15 protein-coding genes and 1 pseudogene are annotated in these 18261 nt (G+C 42.5%); 13 read left to right on the top strand and 3 right to left on the bottom strand.

What is annotated here, in order from left to right:
- Window positions 1-150 precede the first annotated feature (150 nt).
- The 13 genes and pseudogenes from QUA90_RS10155 to QUA90_RS10095 all read left to right on the top strand — a co-directional run bounded on the left by QUA90_RS10155 (window position 151) and on the right by QUA90_RS10095 (window position 14557).
- On the top strand, window positions 151-579 hold the full coding sequence (locus QUA90_RS10155; RefSeq protein ID WP_333445285.1) for a hypothetical protein: 429 nt from the start codon (window positions 151-153) through the stop codon (window positions 577-579).
- Window positions 580-595: 16 nt separating this feature from the next.
- Entirely contained in the window at window positions 596-880 is a 285-nt protein-coding gene (locus QUA90_RS10150; protein ID WP_333391116.1) for a hypothetical protein, read from the top strand.
- Window positions 787-1422 (top strand): annotated as a pseudogene (gene galE / locus QUA90_RS10145) (UDP-glucose 4-epimerase GalE); the annotation flags it as partial. The gene QUA90_RS10150 and the pseudogene galE, both read left to right, overlap by 94 nt.
- 188 nt (window positions 1423-1610) lie before the next feature.
- Window positions 1611-2453, top strand: a complete 843-nt coding sequence (locus tag QUA90_RS10140) for an alpha-1,2-fucosyltransferase (RefSeq protein ID WP_333445283.1) — start codon at window positions 1611-1613, stop codon at window positions 2451-2453.
- A 24-nt stretch (window positions 2454-2477) separates the two neighbouring features.
- A complete protein-coding gene (locus tag QUA90_RS10135) occupies window positions 2478-3314 on the top strand; it encodes a hypothetical protein (RefSeq protein ID WP_333445281.1) in 837 nt (278 codons plus the stop codon).
- 281 nt (window positions 3315-3595) lie between these two features.
- The gene (locus tag QUA90_RS10130; RefSeq protein WP_333326282.1) at window positions 3596-4747 is read left to right on the top strand and encodes a glycosyltransferase family 4 protein; all 1152 of its coding nucleotides are present in this window, start codon (window positions 3596-3598) and stop codon (window positions 4745-4747) included.
- A gap of 92 nt (window positions 4748-4839) precedes the next feature.
- Complete coding sequence (locus QUA90_RS10125) at window positions 4840-6843, top strand: ABC transporter ATP-binding protein (RefSeq protein ID WP_333326284.1); 2004 nt, start codon at window positions 4840-4842, stop codon at window positions 6841-6843.
- 84 nt (window positions 6844-6927) lie between these two features.
- Window positions 6928-8127 (top strand): glycosyltransferase family 4 protein, encoded by a 1200-nt coding sequence (locus tag QUA90_RS10120; protein WP_333445279.1) that lies wholly within the window; start codon window positions 6928-6930, stop codon window positions 8125-8127.
- Between the two features lie 118 nt (window positions 8128-8245).
- Window positions 8246-9220 carry a glycosyltransferase family 10 domain-containing protein gene (locus QUA90_RS10115; protein ID WP_333445277.1) on the top strand — a complete coding sequence of 325 codons (975 nt, stop codon included), beginning with the start codon at window positions 8246-8248 and terminating at the stop codon, window positions 9218-9220.
- Between the two features lie 130 nt (window positions 9221-9350).
- Entirely contained in the window at window positions 9351-10385 is a 1035-nt protein-coding gene (locus tag QUA90_RS10110; protein WP_333445275.1) for a DUF2278 family protein, read from the top strand.
- Between the two features lie 205 nt (window positions 10386-10590).
- Complete coding sequence (locus tag QUA90_RS10105) at window positions 10591-11565, top strand: Npun_R2821/Npun_R2822 family protein (protein ID WP_333389817.1); 975 nt, start codon at window positions 10591-10593, stop codon at window positions 11563-11565.
- The gene (locus tag QUA90_RS10100; RefSeq protein WP_333445273.1) at window positions 11562-12494 is read left to right on the top strand and encodes an Npun_R2821/Npun_R2822 family protein; all 933 of its coding nucleotides are present in this window, start codon (window positions 11562-11564) and stop codon (window positions 12492-12494) included. Before QUA90_RS10105 ends, QUA90_RS10100 begins: the two co-directional genes overlap by 4 nt.
- A 164-nt stretch (window positions 12495-12658) precedes the next feature.
- On the top strand, window positions 12659-14557 hold the full coding sequence (locus QUA90_RS10095) for an Npun_R2821/Npun_R2822 family protein (protein ID WP_333389813.1): 1899 nt from the start codon (window positions 12659-12661) through the stop codon (window positions 14555-14557).
- Window positions 14558-14685: 128 nt separating this feature from the next.
- On the opposite strand, the gene QUA90_RS10090 is transcribed toward QUA90_RS10095, so the two are convergent.
- The 3 genes from QUA90_RS10090 to QUA90_RS10080 all read right to left on the bottom strand — a co-directional run bounded on the left by QUA90_RS10090 (window position 14686) and on the right by QUA90_RS10080 (window position 18022).
- The gene (locus QUA90_RS10090; protein WP_333389811.1) at window positions 14686-15636 is read right to left on the bottom strand and encodes an NAD-dependent epimerase/dehydratase family protein; all 951 of its coding nucleotides are present in this window, start codon (window positions 15634-15636) and stop codon (window positions 14686-14688) included.
- A gap of 171 nt (window positions 15637-15807) precedes the next feature.
- Window positions 15808-16182 carry a hypothetical protein gene (locus QUA90_RS10085; RefSeq protein ID WP_333084848.1) on the bottom strand — a complete coding sequence of 125 codons (375 nt, stop codon included), beginning with the start codon at window positions 16180-16182 and terminating at the stop codon, window positions 15808-15810.
- A 163-nt stretch (window positions 16183-16345) separates the two neighbouring features.
- A complete protein-coding gene (locus QUA90_RS10080; RefSeq protein ID WP_333326299.1) occupies window positions 16346-18022 on the bottom strand; it encodes an AarF/ABC1/UbiB kinase family protein in 1677 nt (558 codons plus the stop codon).
- Window positions 18023-18261 lie beyond the last annotated feature (239 nt).

Here is an 18261-nt window from a genome sequence, read left to right as displayed (position 1 = left end):
ATCACCATTTTAATTGGATTGTAATCATTTCAATACTGCATACATTTTCTAGCTTCAGTCAGGAAGTTTCACCGCGAACCAATTATTATTTTAATAGATAGAGTCCCTCGATTTTTATATCCCTTACTTTTGGTGTTGGGAAATGTGAGATTGCAGGCCGCACCGAAACACGAAAATCCTGTTTTAGCATCGCCACAAGCTAAGCTGGCTTTGTATCAACAATCTCCTTTTGAGAAAACTATTTATCTGGACTGCGATATTTGTTTGCTATCGCCAATATATGAAGTTTTTGACTATCTTGATGAAGTAGATTTGCTGATAACAGAAGACGGGCCGCCTGCGATTGCTAAAGCGGCAAATTTATTAAGAGTTAAGCAGGATATTCTGTCAACTTTGCAGTCTGTCGGGTTGCCGCTAAATGAAAATAGGATTCAATACAATGGCGGATTTATCGCTTTTACGAAAAGCAGTAACACTCAGGAATTGTTTATCAACTTTAAGAAATATTTCGAGATGGTAGTGGCGCATCAAAATGTGCTACTCTTGAAAGATTCAGGGCGTTTTTGCGGCTGCTGTTGAATCAGTGAAACCGAAAATGACAACTTTGTCCCCCGTTTACAACTACTTGGATAAGTGGAAAGATGTTTATACGATCGACAAACCGATTAAAGTAATGCACTGCACTTATCCTTACCGCCCTCAGTACGCGAAGAACGTGACGCGATCGCTCTTTACTAGAATAGTCGATCGCACGGCTACAATATTTTTACCAAATCAACTTAACAATCCCTTTGCGCGACTTACGGTGTACCTGAGAAAATTCCGCTCACAGAAGACAACCCGCAAAACCCAATCAATCCCTACGGTGCTACTAAGTTAATGGTAGAACGGATTTTGTCGGATTTTGACGCTGCGTACGATTTCAAGTCTGTTTGTTTCCGCTATTTTAACGCGGCTGGGGCTGACCCTAACTGGTTGTTAGGAGAGGATCACAATCCAGAAACTCACCTGATCCCACTGGTGTTGTTCGCAGCTTTGGGTAAACGAGATTCAATCGCGATTTTTGGCACGGATTACGATACTCATGACGGTACTTGCATTCGGGATTACATTCACGTTAACGATTTGGCATCGGCTCACATTTTGGGATTAGAATATTTGCTCAATGGTGGCAAATCTGATTTCTTTAATTTGGGCAATGGCGGCGGCTTTTCGGTGAAAGAGGTGATAGAAACGGCTCGCCAAGTGACTGGAAAAGAGATTAAGGCTGTTGAGTGCGCTCGGCGTCCGGGCGACCCGCCTGCTTTGGTTGGCAGCAGCAAAAAGGCGATCGACACCTTGGGCTGGTCTCCAGAATATCCAGACATCAAGGATATTATCTCCCATGCTTGGCAGTGGCATCAAAAGTGTCACCACTCTTAGTATGTAGCGTGCTTATAGCGCACCTTACCATTACAGCAAAATTTGATTGAATTCTTGTGGAGAGTAGGGGTTGGGCGTCCCGCCCGCCCCAAAAATACAATATGCTAATAATATCTGCTAAATCGGGACAACTCGGCAACCGACTGCTGCTTTTTGCTAATTTCATTGCTTGGGCGAGCGAGCATAATTTGACTGTTCTCAATCCGGCTTTTGAGGAATATGCAGAATTCTTTGTGGGAACCGCAGGGGATTTTTTGTGTTCTTATCCTCCTCCATATTTTACCGTAGGAGGTAACAAGTTGGTCAGAAGCAAATATTATAATTTTATTAAATATTTAAGCAAGCAAAAATTATTAAAAACGCAAGAAATAACCCGAAAAAAACCTTTTAGTTGGCTTACATATCAGGATATCGCACAAATCAAGAACGGTTCAATTGTTTGTTTTCAAGGCTGGCTATTTCGAGATGGCTGGTTTGTAGAAGATCTCCCCTATTTACACAAGTACGCCGACCAGATTAGAGCCTACTTTGCACCATTAGAGCGATATAGAATCAATGTAGATCGTTTGATATTGAATTTAAAAGATAACTCTGATATGCTAGTCGGAATTCACATCCGTCAAGGGGATTATGCTCAGCATCAAAAGGGGAGATACTTTTACACTACTCAGCAATATTTAGAAGTCATGAATTCTGTGGTAAGGCTATTTGAGGGCAAAAAAATCAAGTTTTTGATTTGTTCTAATATTCCACAAAATCCTAGTTTATTTGATAATTTTAACTGTGGATTTGGCAGCGGTCATTTAATTGAAGATATGTATGCTTTCGCTGAGTGCGACTATGTTGTCGGGCCGCCTAGCAGTTATACTATGTGGGCTTCTTTTTATGGAGATCAACCTCTTTATATGATCCGCGATGTCAATAAAACAATTAACCTGAAAGATTTTGTACATTTTTATGAATGGCAAGGAATTTTTCACGAACGAGATGACTGGAGTGAGAGCTTTTGGGAGTGGACACACGCTCGGTAAATAAGTAAATCAATAAGTAAATTAATGAATTCAAATAAATTAGCAGTCAAGGGATTTATTACTATATTAACTGGTCTTTACTCTTTCCAGGATTGCGTTCATTTTCTGGCGTCTGTCAGGAAGTTTCACCGGGAACCAATTATTATTTTAATAGATAGAGTTCCTCTAATTTTATATCCTTTACTTCAGGTGTTCGGAAATGTCATATTGAAACCTGCACCCTCTAATGAAAATCCTGTTTTAGCATCGCGACAAGCTAAGCTGGCTTTGTACGGGGAATCTTTGTTTGAGAAAACTATTTATATGGACTGCGATATTTGTTTGCTGTCGCCAATAGATGAGGTTTTTGATTTTCTTGATGGGGTAGATTTGTTGGTGACGGAAGATGTGCAGCCTGCGATTGCTAAAGCGGCAAATTTATTAAGAGTTAAGCAGGATATTCTGTCAACTTTGCAGTCTGTTGGGTTGCCGCTAAATGCAAATAGCATTCAATACAATGGCGGATTTATCGCTTTTACGAAAAGCAGTAAAACTCAGGAATTGTTTATCAACTTTAAGAAATATTTCGAGATGGTAGTGGCGCATCAAAATGTGCTACTCTTGAAAGACCAGGGCGCTTTTGCGGCTGCTGTTGAATCGGTGAAACCGAAAATGACAACTTTGTCCCCCGTTTACAACTACTTGGATAAGTGGAAAGATGTTTATACGATCGACAAACCGATTAAAGTAATGCACTGCACTTATCCTTACCGCCCTCAGTACGCCAAGAACGTGACGCGATCGCTCTTTACTAGAATAGTCGATCGCACGGCTACAATATTTTTACCAAATCAACTTAACAATCCCTGGCGTTTAAAATAATTAAAGTTTGTTGGCAAACTGCATCAAAAACAACAAAATTCAGCCCAAAATAAAAAAAAATTAGCCTCAACATACCCGAAAATTTACCTAGAAGAATTATTGCTGGCTGGAATAACAGTCTTGGGTGCATCACTGGTTTGTTTTTACCAAAAGACGCGTTGCTGCCCTTTGCCCTGGTTAAAAACCCGGTTGCTTTGGTCGGGAGTGCGTGAGTCCGCATCGCCTTGACAAAAGCTCGGTTAAGCAGGAAAATTAAAAAAATGTTTTAAACAAAATACTCAGTGAAAGTTTCATTAGTAGTGAGCGATTTGTCAGGAGGAGGTGCAATTCGTGCTTTTTTATTAGCTCAAGTCTTGATAGAGCTTAAATGTGATGTAGAAGTTGTTGGATTTCAGTTTGGCAAGGAATTGTACGCTACTCCTCCCAGAGACATCCCGGTATGTGCGATACCGGGTAAAAATTATCCGGGGTTTTTGATGGATGCTCAAAAACTTTGGAAAAAAATAGATGGGGATATTATTTATGCAGTCAAACCTAAACCTACAAGCTTTGGGTTATCACTGCTAAAAAAACTGGCGAATCGCCACTTTATAATTTTAGATATAGACGACTGGGAACTGAGCTGGTACGGCGGAGATGAATGGAAATACCGTCCCTCTTTTAAACAACTTTATCGAGATATTTTTAAACACAACGGTCAATTGAGAGAACCAGATAATCCGCTCTATCTCAAGTGGATGGAAAGTCTAATTCACCGTGCTGATGCAGTCACCATTGATACTGAGTTTTTAAAAGAGCGTTTTGGTGGTGTATATTTGCCTAATGGTAAGGATACTGCAATGTTCGACCCTGCTAAATACAATCCTGAATTGAGCAGACAGCGTTACGGCTTGTCCGGGTATAGAGTTCTGATGTTTCCGGGGGCACCGCGACCTCATAAAGGCGTGGAGGATGTTTTGATGGCCCTCGAACTGTTAAATGATCCCGATTTAAAATTAGCGATCGTCGGCGGCAGTCCTTATGATGATTATGATGATAAACTTGTGAAACAATGGGGGCGTTGGATTATTAAACTGCCAAGGTTTCCAGTGGAGACGATGCCGTCCGTTGTAGCGGCGGCTCATGTTGTCGTTGTTCCTCAGCGAGAAACTCTCGCAGCCGTGGCTCAGTTTCCGCTCAAGCTGACAGATGGTATGGCAATGGCTAAGCCTGTTTTGTCTACGCGAGTGGGGGATATTCCAGCAATTTTAGGGGGAACGGGTTATTTAGTCGATCCGAGTTCTCCCGCTCAAATTTCACAAAAAATTCAATGGATATTTCAAAATTTGACAGCGGCTAATTTACAAGGAATGAAAGCTCGGGAAAGATGTGTGAAAAAATATAGTATTCAAGCAATGAAACCGATACTTTCAGAGATAATCGCAGGTATGTAAATGTTATTTTAAAACTACTCAATGGAGGAAGAAAAGCTGGCTGTTATTAAAGAATATTTTGAGATGCCGTACTGTTTAGCTGGGAATGCTTCATGTCTGCCAATAAGCTACTCCTAAAATTTGCCAGACGATATCCCGGCAGGATTTTCTTAACTGTGATGCTGGGCTTTTCTGGCGCTTTATTCAACGGTATCAGCACTACTCTGATTGTACCAGTGCTTTTAAGTTTTTTAGAGGAAACTATCGAGCTGCGTGGTGCTCCACCTCTAATTAAAACTTTGATGTATCCCTTTGAGGGAATGCCCGGAAATCAGCGTTTAATGTTGATGACCGGGGCGATTGTGCTGGCAATTTTTTTAAAAAATGTTGCGAGTTATATCAATACTTTAGTAGCTACTTCTCTGACGCGATCTCTGACTTTTGATTTGCGAGAAGCAGGTTTGCGTTTGTTGTTAGAAGTAGATTTAGATTTTTACTCTAAAACTAAAGTCGGGGATTTAATTAATAGATTGGGCGGAGAGATTGGTCGGACTGCTAGTGCAGTTGGTACGGCCATCGGAATGTTTACTACCTCAATCACGGTTTTGGTTTTTGTGGGTTTGCTACTTTCTATCTCGTGGAAACTGACGGTGACAGCTACAGTTTTGCTGTCGTTAGTTGCTTGGACAAATCAATATATTATTAACCGTTCCAAGCATTTTGGCCACCTGCTTTCTGAAATGTCGAAAGATTATTCGGTTAGGGTACTGGAAACGATTAGTGGGATTCGGCTGGTCAAGTCAACGGGGAACGAGGAAAGAGAGTATCAGCGGATCAAGCATTTAATTCAAAGGCGAGAACAAGCGGATTTTCAGGCTCAGGTAAATTATGCCGCGATCGCCCCAATTAACGAAGTTGTTAATTTGATAGTTATAATTTTGATTGTATTTATAGGTCGCACAATATTTGCGAATGAGATAGAGTCTATTGCTACAATTTTATTAACCTATTTATTGGTACTGTTTCGATTAATCCCTTTGATTTCACAGTTGAATAGCGGCCGCAGTCAATTTGCTAATACGTCGGCTAGTGTAGAGGTGGTTAATGATTTTTTGAGCTGCGAGGACAAGCCATTTATGCTGAACGGTTCTGTGCCTTACACTCATTTGCGATCGGGAATTCATTTTAATAAAATATCTTTTAGTTATCCTAACCACAAAAATTTAGTTTTGCAAGGAATTGATTTATTTCTACCTCATGGCACTACTTTGGCTTTGGTAGGAACTTCGGGTTCTGGTAAGTCAACTTTGGCAGACTTACTGCCGAGATTTTACGATCCTACTGAAGGTAATATCTCGATCGATGGCAGGGATTTGCGCGAATTTGACTTGAAAAGTCTGAGACAAGCGATGGGTATTGTTAGCCAAGATACGTTTTTGTTTAATGCTTCAGTGCGCGAAAATATTGCTTATGCTAGACCCCAAGCGACTGAGGAAGAAATTGTGGAAGCGGCGAAGGGGGCGAATGCTTATGAGTTTATCCAACTGTTGCCGGAGGGGTTGGATACTCAAATTGGCGATCGGGGGGTGATATTATCGGGAGGGCAGCGTCAGAGAATTTCAATTGCTAGAGCCCTACTGCAAAACCCGGAAATCTTAATTTTAGATGAGGCAACGAGTTCGCTGGATACGGTTTCGGAAAGGTACGTGCAAGCGGCGATTGAGAAATTGAGTTGCGATCGCACAACGTTGGTAATCGCCCACCGCCTCTCCACAGTCCAAAAAGCCAACAAAATCGCCGTGATCGATCGCGGACAAGTAGTAGAAATGGGTTCCCACGAAGAATTGCTAGCAAAAGGAGGTTACTACACTCGCTTGTATTCAGTGCAATTTGCCGAAGAAACCGCTCGCGATGAAGCTCTCATTCGAGGTTCTTACGAAATTCGCACTCGCCTGACTCCCATGATAGCTTACCTCAAAATGCTAGTAGATGAAATGGTAGACTCTCCCGAAGAAAGAGACGAGTTAATCAGAGAATCATTTCACTCTGCTGCTAATATTTTCACTACTTTAGAATTTATAGAAAATACTATTAAGCGTCAGGCTGTTAAAAAGTAGTCAGTTGGCAGTAGCCAGTTGTCAGTTGTCAGTTGTCCACTGTCTACAGAGTTAACAATTACCAATTACCAACTACCAATTACGATGTCTAAATATTATGTATTTTTTACCAGAAATATCTTACCGCAACCCAATGTAGCGAGCTTAGTTCAAGTTGCACACTCTGCAAATGCCGCAGCAAATCTCGGTTTACCAGCAGTTTTGGTATATCTCCGCAAAGGCTGGAGTGCTTTGAATCCGGTTGATTTGCTTTTTCCTTTTCAACCCAGGAAACCAGATGACAAACTTGCCAATATTTACAATATTCAAGATAAATTAAAAGTAGCAGATTTACCGATGCCGTGGCCGATCGACCTTTTGGACAGCAAGTGGACGAGTTCCAGTACAATAGTCTCAAAATACTACTTACCGATTCACCTGCTTAAATCCACTAAAATTGTCCACACCCGCGACTGGAACTTTGTCAAAGCAGCAGTTAAAAACGGTATTCCCGCTATCTACGAACAGCACCACCATGAAAACAAGCAATTTGAATCAGAAATTGTCCGCAATCCTCTGTTTCAGATTTCCGTAACTGTTGCCGATACAGTCCGAGACAGCATGATTTTGAATGGGATGCCGCCGGAAAAAGTAATTACGTTGCACAACGGTTTTAACCATTTGTTTATCGCCAGACAAACAGAAGCTGCCCAGAATTGGCGACAGCAATTATTAGAAGATGAGAGACAGCATTTAGCAGTTTATGCGGGCGGACTTTACCCGTTTAAAGGTGTGGATATGTTGGTGGATGTGGCTCAGGAATTGCCGCTGGTTCAATTTGCGATCGCCGGCGGTGATTCATCCCAAGTAACAGCCTACCAGCAGTTAGCCAAATCCAAGCAAGTTAACAACATTAAATTTCTCGGCTACCTGCCTCAAAATCAACTAGCTAGCTTGCTGCAAGCAGCCGATGTTTTGACTCACCCGCACTGTTTGACAGAGGCTGCGACGTTCACATCTCCTTTAAAATTCTTTGATTACATGGCATCGGGAACTCCGATTGTAGCGACGGAGATTGCATCTTTAATGGAATTTAAATCGGGAAATATAGCAGCAACTTGGTGCCAACCCGATAACCCGCACCATTTCGCGCAAAGCATTCGAGATTGTTTAACTAAATATCCGAGGAAAAGCGAAGGCTATGCAGAAACAATGGATTTTGTCAAGCAATTTTCCTGGGAAAATAGGATAGAGAGAATTTTAAGTTATGTGGATCAGCAAGTGCGATCGCAAATCATTCATTAATCCTCATCCGATAATTTTCAAATCCTCCGGGGCGAGTTTTACCAACAATCATCGCCTAAAATTAATAATCTCATAAACCCGCCCCGCCCACACGCAAAAACCAGATTTATTATTAGATATGAACCCAAAAATCATCGGCACAATCACCACCTACTCAGGCATGAACCAAAGCGACTGGCTGTGGCAACAAACCCCCCAAAACTTCGGCAAATGGGGAAACATTCAAATGCTCGCAAATCACCCAAAACCCGACTTTTTACTGATGTATCAATTCGACTTTCCCCAACCGCCCAAAAAGCAATCCTGGGTTGATAAAATACGTCGCTACAGGCATCAAAACCCAGAAAACGAAATTCAAGAAAAATTGCGCGGTGTCCCCAATGAACGCATAATTTACCTGATACGCGAGCCACCATTACCCGAAGTTATTGAAATTACCAAAGCCAACTACGAACAAGCCAAACTTTATTGCGGTTACGTTTCCGGGCCCGACGACTTCGCACCAAAACCCGATTATATGCCCGCGATTTGGTATCACTCTAACTCGTTTCGAGAACTAGATGAAATGCCTGCGCCGCCGAAAACTAAATCCTGTTCTTGGATTACTTCAGGTGTTAGCCGCACCGCCAATCACCGACGCCGATTAGATTTTATCAAATTCCTGCGATCGCAAGAATTGGATTTTGACCTTTACGGGCGAAACTTGCCAACTTGGGCGCGCGGGAATGGCACTATGAACAATAAATGGCACGCCGTCGCACCATACTATTACAACTTAGCTATTGAAAATTATGCAGAAAACGATTGGTATGTCAGCGAGAAGCTTTGGGATGCTTTGTTAGCTTGGTGTTTGCCGATTTATTACGGCGGTTCGGCGGCCGATAAGTTGTTGCCGGCAGGGAGTTTTCTGCGGCTGCCCAGTCTGGATGAGAAAGGAGTAGAATTTATTAAAGAGGTTGTAGCTACTGCGGATTATTGGCATGAAGCCAGGGATAAAATTGCCGAAGCCAGACAAATCATTCTCCACGAATTGAACTTGCTCAATTGGCTGTCTAAGTTTGTATCTCAGGAAATAAATTTTAATGATTCGTAAAAGCAAAAATCCCGATTTCTATGAGAAGTTTTTGGGGGGAGGGGTGACAAGATGAAGGGGCGGCTTGACTGGCCAGTACGATCGCTCCTGTAGATTATGTTGTATATTTTGAAGTACCGAGGAGAAGCTTGTGGCTTTAAAGAATTACGGTGTTTTAAAAGGTCGTCCTGTGGGACGGCGTTTGGCGATTACGTCTAATGCTCATTACCAAGTTCACTTAGTTTCGGAAGATACAGACTACCGAATTGCTATCAACGTCAAATCGAAGCTAGAACCGTCGGAATTAGAGTATTTGGTTGATGAAAATTTCTCTTATCCCATTTTGGCAGATTTGGCAGATTTGCCTTTGGGGTTCAAGGAACTGAAGAGAAAGCCCGGTGGTTTGGCACTTGATTTTATTCGCGGTAATTTGTTCGATCGCACTAAAATGATACCTCTACCCTTCGATGTACCTGGTGCGGATAATGACTTAAACGAGAAAATTGACAAATACGTGCAGCGGGCAATGTCGGATGAATCAGCTCATATCTATGCTTTCGGCGAGAAATGGGGGCCGGAAAGAATCAAAGACAAAATCTTCGGCTTTTTGCCCGGTAACGGCATTCACGACATCCACATGAATCAGGGGAATGCCGGCAAGTTTGCCAAAGATAACGGCGTTTGGCAAGACGGCGCAATGCTGCTACACTTCCCGTCAGAGAACCGCTGGATAGGCATTTTCCTGAAGTTTCAATCGCAAACTTGGCATTCTGACGACGATTTGGGACACCGCATCGACACTCTACCCTCACCCATTATCGGCAAACCTGCTGTCAAATCTGTCGAAGCAGCTACAGTTGAACCTGACTATATTGTCAGAATTGTGGCGGCGTTAGTAAGTCCTGTGGGTGAAGCTGCTGGGAAGGAAACCGTAACACTGCTGAATGCTTCACCGGATGCAATCGATTTGACTGGATGGTCGATCGCAGATAAGTTAAAAAACAAGCATAGCCTTTCCGGTACGGTTGCTGCTGGTGCTTCTCTGGTCGTTACCTTGCCACCAAACGTGCAACTGAGTAAAAAAGGTGGCTTGATTACGCTGCTAAATCAAGAAGGTTTGAAAGTTGACGGCGTGTCGTACACTGAGCAACAAGCACAGCGCGAAGGTTGGACGATCGTGTTTTAATTATACGACTTACGCACGGGTCAGAAACCGGGTTTTTTGCGAGGATACTTGGTTACAGCAGACAGAAACAGCAAAAAACCCGGTTTCTTTGATAGTTGTAGACGCACAGGCGGTCAGCCCTTGTAGGGTGCGTCGCTACAAACAATTCTCGCTACTTACAAATATGCGACACGCGACGCACCCTACCACAATTTATTCACTAAATATGAATGGAATTTGCACGCTTGGCAACGATACAGTTTACGACCAACTAATTGCCTTACTCAACAGTATTGAAGTTATCTTAGGCTCAAATATTCCCGTCTGTATTTATCCTTTCGACGACCAAATAGAGCAAATCAAAGCTGAAATTGTTAACCGTCCCAACGTCTTTATTTATGAAGATAGCGCATCTATTCAGCGATGGGACAACTTCATGCAAGCAGCCGCACCAGAGCGTTTGAACCGCAAAAAATTTCGGCTTTACGGCGCACATCGGCGCTTTTGCGCTTTCGACGGCCCGTTTGACAAGTTTATCTACATGGATGCCGATACTTTGGTGATGAATTCCCTTGATGCGGTTTTTCAGAAGTTAGAGGAATCGGATTTTGTAGTTTATGATTTTCAATTTCGCGATCCAACTAAAGTCTACAATATTCAGTCACCAAAACTTCTCGAAGTTTTTGATCAAAATCGGATAGACTCGGAAATATTTTGTTCGGGATTTTACGCTAGCAAGCAAGGATTGTTTGATCAAAATACTAGGGAATGGCTGTTAGCTCAACTGCAATCTGGCGAGGCGGAAATTCTCTATGAAGGGGCGGGAGAACAGCCGTTGCTCAATTATATGGTGATGAAAACGGGGATGAATAGCTATAATTTTGCTTACAGTCTCCCGGATGGCGAAAAAACGGGATGCAGTGTCACTTCCAAACATTTTGAAGAGCAAGATCAGATTTTGTACGACAAGGGAAACCGACTTACTTACATTCATTATATTGGTGTGCCGCCGGATTTAATTCGGAGAGTTTGTGCGGGCGAAAATATTGAGTTTCCCTATCGCGATTTGTTCCTGCATTACCGCTATCTCCGCGAACCCTCCAAGCGCCCGGTTTTTGCCCAAGCGCCAAAGTCTTATACTGAGGTTTCTGGGGCGAATTTGTTAACCAGGGTATTGAGAAGGTTGAGGATAAGTTTATGAATCGCGGTATTTATATTGTTGCGAATGATAAGGTGATCGAAAGTGCGATCGCCCTTTTAAACAGCATACGTCTGTATAATTGTCAAGTACCAATTTTTTTGATTCCCTTCGACGACAATTATCAGCAAGTCGCAGCCGCACTCAGCATTCTCCACGACGTGCGATTGTTCCCCAATCTGGAGTTTGTGGAACAGTTTACCAGAGAAATTGGCCAAATGTTCGATCGCAACTTTTTAGCCCTCCCCAACAAAATGCGAAAACTCGCCACCTGGTTTGGCCCCCTCGACGAATTTCTGTACATCGATACCGATATCATCGTCTTTGAAGACATCGCAGCCAACTTAAACAAACTATCAGAAGTAGACTTTTTTTGCTGCGACTACCACCACCTCAGCGAAAAACTGCGAAATGTATTTTCACCTGCTGTACAACAACAGAATATCTTTACCGACTCCCAGCTTCAAGATGTATTCAACAGCGGTTTTTGGGCATCCAGAAAAGGAACTATTACAGAATCACAAATGTATGAGATTTTGCGAGAATGTTCGCAGCATCGAGAATATTTTGACTTTACTCAAAATGTCACAGACCAACCTATACTAAATTATATCATTCTTAAGCTGATTCCCAAGCGCTGCAATCTTGTTAAAGATTCAGCAACCGAACCAGGAAGCTGGGCTGGTTCCAAGCATTTTCAAGAAATAGATTATGTTCTTTATGACAAAGGCAAAAGGTTAAAATATATTCACTGGGCTGGAATACCAATTAAATCCGGTAGTCCTTATTGGAAACTGTGGAAACATTATCGTTATCTCAATGAGGAACCACCAAATTTAGTGCAAAAAATATTTCGCTCTTTGCATGGTGTGTTGAGCGCTGTTATAATATGCGATATTGTATGGTGTGTTGGGCGCTGTTATAATATTTGATAAAGCCGAGATATCTGCCAGGAGCCAACGCACCTTGGGCGAGAATTTCGGTGCATTGGGCGCTGTTTTGATCTTCGATAAATTCGATAAAGCAGAGATGATCCCCCAGTGCCCAACACACCCTAGCGGAATATTTAGTAAAGGATTTAAAAAACTTAAAAATTATGACAAATGGTATTTATATTCTAGCAAACGATGTGGTTTTCGACCACTTAGTCGCTTTGTTAAATAGTCTCGAAGTCAATGGGGCAAAAGATATTCCCGTTTGTATCATTCCCTATGATGATAGACTGAAAAAAGTGCGAGGAGAAATTGCAATTCGTCCTAATGTCACCCTCTTTGACAACACCGATTCAATTCATTTCTGGGAAGACTTTGCAACTCAAGCTTGGACATCTCACGCCAAAGCTCAAAAAGTTTGGCAAGCTAAAGGTTTGAAATCAGTTCACTGTTTGACCAGGCATCGGAAATTATGCTGTTTTGACGGGCCTTTTGACAAATTTGTATATTTTGACGCGGACACTCTGTTAATGGGTTGTCTGGATTATATTTATCAAAAACTCGATCGAGTTGATTGGGTAGCCAACGATTTTCAATACAAATCAGACCTCAACTATGTATTTGACTTATCCTCAGATAAATTGCCACATATTTTCAATATTGACCAACTGCCCTCTCATACTTTTTGTACAGGTTTGTTTGCTTCCAAAAAAGAAATATTTAATAGAGAAAATTCAGTCCAACTGTTAGATAACTTAACATCAGGAGAAGCGGAAACTATGTGTTTGAGTGCATCTGACCAATCTTTACTTAACTATTTAGTCGCCCGCAGCAAAATCTCTTTTTACAACTTTGCATATGCTCAACCCGAACAGGTAACGGGAAATCATTGGTCTTCTCAATTTGATGTGATAGATAATGTTTTATATGATAAAGGACGGCGACTTACTTATTTGCATTACATGAGTATTTCGGCTGCAAAAATTAATCAATTGTGTGCTGGTGAAGATGTTGAAATTCCCTACCGAGATGTATTTCTGCACTACCGCTATTTGAAGTCGCCGGAAAAATGCCCCAAACTCAAATCCCCAAGTTTGCTAGTGCGCGGATACAGAAATGCCAAAACCTTTGTCAGGCAAAAAAATATCAACTTTAGGTATAGATTGGCAAATACAGAAATGAATATTTTGCGAAAAGCTGGCAGAAAAATTCGCAGTTTACAACTCGAAAATAAAGTTTACCAAGAGTATTACAAAATTATGATGGACTTGCGGACAAGCCTTCTAGGCGTTCGCTTAATTTCAATTCGGCGTCCGTCTGTGGCTAACAGAAGTAAAATATCTCTAGCTATTACGCATTTTAACCGTTCTAGTTTGGTTGTAGGTGCATTGTGCAATGCTTTGTATGACGATCGTATTGATGATATTATTATTTACGATGATGCTTCCTCTCCCGAAGAGTTTTCTAGGATGCAAGCAAATATAGCAAACTTGTCACCTAAGATTTCTATCCGCCGAGGTGAGAAAAATTTTGGTGCGTATAAAAGCAAAATTATGGCTATTTCCCACTGCAAAAATGAGTGGGCAATTATTCTTGACTCTGACAATGCGTTGAGCGAAACTTATGTCGATCGACTCTACCACATAACTGCATGGAATCCTAAGCTAATTTACTGTCCGACATCCGCCAATCCCTACTTTAATTTTAAATTATATTCTGAGACAGAAATCAATCTTGAAAAAGCACGAGAATTAATTCTAAATAATCCCAACCCTAAATTATTTCGCAATTTTATTAATGATGGCAACTACTTCGTCAATGTACAGAAATACCTGGATTGTGCCGAGGATAATCAAGATATTTGCGTGCAAGCTTCCGATGTCGCCGCTTTCAATTATTTGTGGTTGAAAAGTGGCGGCAGCTTGTATGCGGTGAGTAATTTAAGTTATTATCATCGGCAACATTCAGGCAGTTATTGGCTCAGTACAATGACTGATTCTAAAAAAGTTTTGAATAAAATTATCGAAGCCATTACTAATCACAAAAACTGCGATTTTTTCTAAAAATTAATGGTATAATCGCAGCATTTCGCTGACAGAGAAACCTCAAAAGTTGGGTAATTCAAAAAATTAACAATCTTCAATTTAAGTTGCGGAATTTCTGGGATAGATAGATAGCATCTAACTGTACTCTAACCGTACACAGACTGAATCCACTCCCATTCGCGCCTTAAACCTTCTTCTAAAGCAACCTGCGGCTGATAACCTAAGATTTTCTGGGCTTTAGACACATCCGCGCTAGTGTGCCGCGCGTCTCCCCTCGCAGCTTCGGTAAAATCTATCCGAATAGGTCGATCGACAATCCTTTGTATTGTATCAATAACTTCTTTTAAAACTACCCGACTTCCCCCACCAATATTAAAAACTTCCCCCGCAGCTTCCGCAACCTCAGCCGCCGCTAAATTCGCCGCCACGCAATCGCTGATAAACGTAAAATCTCGCGTTTGCAATCCGTCGCCGAAAATTGAAATCGCCTCGTCAAACAAAATCGACTTAAAAAACTTGTGAAAAGCCATATCGGGGCGCTGTCTGGGCCCGTAAACGGTAAAATAGCGCAGCGAAGTAGTCGGAAGACCAAAATTTTTGTAATAAAGCCCGCACAAACGTTCACCAGCTAATTTCGTAATTCCGTAGGGAGAAACTGGCTGGGGACAAGCGTTTTCATTCGTGGGAAAAGATTCAGCATTGCCGTAAATTGAAGAAGAAGAAGCATAGACAAACTTTTTCAATCTGGGCGCATCTTTTGCCGCTTCTAACAATACTTGAGTGCTGTTAATATTGCGATCGGTATAGCTGCGAAAACCGTCGCCCCAGCTAGCACGAACTCCTGCTTGCGCCGCCTGATGAAATATTACCTTAGCATCGGATAAAAGCGATCGCCAATTTAGAGACAAAATATCGCCTTCCACCAATTCAAAACCCGGATACTTTTCAAATCGTGCAATATTTTTGCGCTTGAGATCCGGATCGTAATAATCGTTGAACTCATCAACACCAATCACCGTCTCGCCTCGATTTAAAAGAGTTTCTACTAAGTTAGATCCAATAAATCCCGCCGCGCCCGTAACAATTAAAATACTCATTCGATTTTCGATTTTAGATTGTAAAAAAAAATACACAAATTATTGCCTAAGCTGTCATCTTCTTCTTTCTCTTCCTCTGCGTTCTCTGCGGTTCAAAAAGCATCAAATTAGGATAATCCTCGATCACTATCAACCCCCTTGCTTCTCACAAAAGAGGTTGATAGTTAACTTTCATTGTTCAAAAGAATCTAAATCCAGTGCTTGGGAACCTCCGCGTTCTAACTCGATCAAAAGCTTACCTAACTGAGTCCAAACTAGCCAGCCTGTGAGTAGCGTCAGTGGCAAAGCTAGGGCATAACAAAGTAGTTTTGGGAAGCCAAAAATCTCCATTCCAGAAGCTAAAAATACGCAAATACCGCCAGCCATTCCCAGAAAAGGTATGACCAATTGCAGCCTTGGCAGGTTAGCCAGGGTGCGAGTAGAACGATTTTTAGACCACTGTTGTACGGATTGTTTGAGAGTTGCTTCAAATGCTACACCGGAGGCCATCCCTGCTAGCAGTCCAGCCGACATTAAAAAATAGGGAGGTTCTGGAAAATAATACACGAATAATTCCTTAATTTGGGTAATTGGAAATGGGGCATTGGCCAAACAGGACATTGGCCAAACAGGGCATTGGGCATTGGGTATGGGGAATTAGTTATTAGAACCAACAACTAACAACCAACAAATAACCAATGACTAATGACTAATGACCAATGACTAATGACTAAAATCGAGTTAGCGCGGCTGCTCCTGCTGTGGAAAACTCCGTCAAAGCGCCTAGAGCAACGTTGAACAGGCGACCGGGCTGCAAATCTTCCTTGACTAAGTTCCACAGGCTGCGAACTTCTTCGGTGTGGATTCGATCGTCCTCAATCAAAGCTAACATTAGCTGCCGTCTCAAAAACGACCCTTCCTCTGACAGCAAAAATTGCAAGCCTAGTTGTGCTGTGGGGAGCAAGTCGAAACTACGATCGGATCGGGCGATCGCGATCATGTCCTCTAACCTGTTCCACTGGAATTTGCCATCTTTGAATAATACCTCAATCAGACGCCGCCGCAGTGCCGGAGATTCTCCATTCAACAAACGCCGCGCTACATAAGGATACGCTACCTCGACTATCTTGAAATTCGGATTCAGCGTCAGGGCCAAACCTTCTTCTGTCACCAGAGAGCGAATAATTAAGGCAAATTTCGCCGGCACCCGGAAAGGATAATCGTACATCAACTCCGAAAACTGGTCTGTAATCGTCTTGAAGTTAAAATCTGACACCTTTTCCCCGACGATATCACCCAGTACAGATTCCAACGCCGGGACGATCGGCATAATATCTGTATCTGGCGTCAAAAAGCCAAGTTTGACAAAATCCTTGGCTAATTGTAAGTAATCTTTGTTGATCAAATGAACGACAGAATCAACCAAAGTTTCTTTAGTTGTTTCTTCCATCTGATCCATCATCCCAAAATCAATGTAAGCCATGCGGCCGTCCGCTAAGGCAAACAGATTTCCCGGATGGGGGTCAGCATGAAAAAATCCATGTTCCAGCAACTGCCGCAAACCGCTGCGGACTCCGACTTCAATTAAACTATCGGTATCCAAACCTGCGGCTTTAACACTTGCCATATCTGTCAGCTTGATGCCCTCAATCCATTCGAGAGTGAGAACGCAATTTGAAGTATAGCGCCAGTAAATACTCGGAACTTTTACTGTCGGGTCGTCGGCAAAATTTGTCGCAAATTTCTCGGCGTTGCGGCCTTCATTGATATAATCAATTTCCTCGAACAATTTGATACCGAATTCATCCACGATCAAACAGAGGTCGTGACCGAGATTCAGCGGCAGCAACGGGCCCAACCATCCAGCGGCCCAGCGCATTAAGTAAAGGTCAAGGCTCAAGACTGGCAGCAAATTCGGTCGCTGAACCTTGACTGCTACTGCTTCCCCGGTGAGGAGGCGAGCTCGGTAGACTTGACCAAGACTTGCCGCGGCGACAGGTTCGGGGGAGATTTCGCTGTAGGTTTCGCTAATTTTGCGATCGAGTTCCGCTTCAATAATCTCGAAAGCGCGCACCGAGTCAAACGGCGGCAATTGATCCTGAAGTTTGATCAATTCTTCGAGAAAGTCTTTGCGGATCAAATCCGGTCTGGTAGAAAGGGCTTGACCGACTTTAATGAAAGTGGGGCCCAAGCGAGTAAGTATTTGTCGTAGGTGGGTGGCCCGTTCCGGCTGGTGTGCTGCGACTTCGTGCTGCCAACTGTCCCACAGCATCCCCAGTACAAAGCCCGCAAAAGACCAAATAACGGTAATTGCGCGCCAAATTGCTTTCCAAGGACGTTTGCGGTAATACTGAGCGATCGCTTGTGGATCGTAGCGTCTAGCCTGAGTGAATTGATACTGAGGCACTCGTTTATTTTCCTCTTATCTTCTGAAAATTACAGGTTAAATTGAGAATTGGGCATCGGCCATCGGGCATCGGGCATTAGTTATCAGGTATCGGGAATGGGAAGTCGAAAGTTCAAATATTATTTAGTTTTCGTTCTTGGTTCTTCCTTCTTCGTTCTTCCCTCTTCCCTCTTCCTTCTTCCTTCTTCATCATTGACCGATCGCATTTCAAGTTTTAGGCGAGCGGAAAATGCACCCGT

The sequence above is a fragment of the Microcoleus sp. D3_18_C4 genome (genome assembly GCF_036702355.1).
Classification (GTDB): domain Bacteria; phylum Cyanobacteriota; class Cyanobacteriia; order Cyanobacteriales; family Microcoleaceae; genus Microcoleus.
The sequence above is the reverse complement of the archived record's forward strand: the minus strand, read 5'-3'. Positions and strand labels throughout refer to the sequence as shown.

Coding starts and splice junctions, on each gene's coding strand:
- QUA90_RS10090 (WP_333389811.1), bottom strand. CDS start 15,636: ATGAGTATTTTAATTGTTACGGGCGCGGCGGGATTTATTGGATCTAAC.
- QUA90_RS10125 (WP_333326284.1), top strand. CDS start 4,840: ATGTCTGCCAATAAGCTACTCCTAAAATTTGCCAGACGATATCCCGGC.
- QUA90_RS10135 (WP_333445281.1), top strand. CDS start 2,478: ATGAATTCAAATAAATTAGCAGTCAAGGGATTTATTACTATATTAACT.
- QUA90_RS10100 (WP_333445273.1), top strand. CDS start 11,562: ATGAATCGCGGTATTTATATTGTTGCGAATGATAAGGTGATCGAAAGT.
- QUA90_RS10095 (WP_333389813.1), top strand. CDS start 12,659: ATGACAAATGGTATTTATATTCTAGCAAACGATGTGGTTTTCGACCAC.
- QUA90_RS10120 (WP_333445279.1), top strand. CDS start 6,928: ATGTCTAAATATTATGTATTTTTTACCAGAAATATCTTACCGCAACCC.
- QUA90_RS10115 (WP_333445277.1), top strand. CDS start 8,246: ATGAACCCAAAAATCATCGGCACAATCACCACCTACTCAGGCATGAAC.
- QUA90_RS10105 (WP_333389817.1), top strand. CDS start 10,591: ATGAATGGAATTTGCACGCTTGGCAACGATACAGTTTACGACCAACTA.
- QUA90_RS10150 (WP_333391116.1), top strand. CDS start 596: ATGACAACTTTGTCCCCCGTTTACAACTACTTGGATAAGTGGAAAGAT.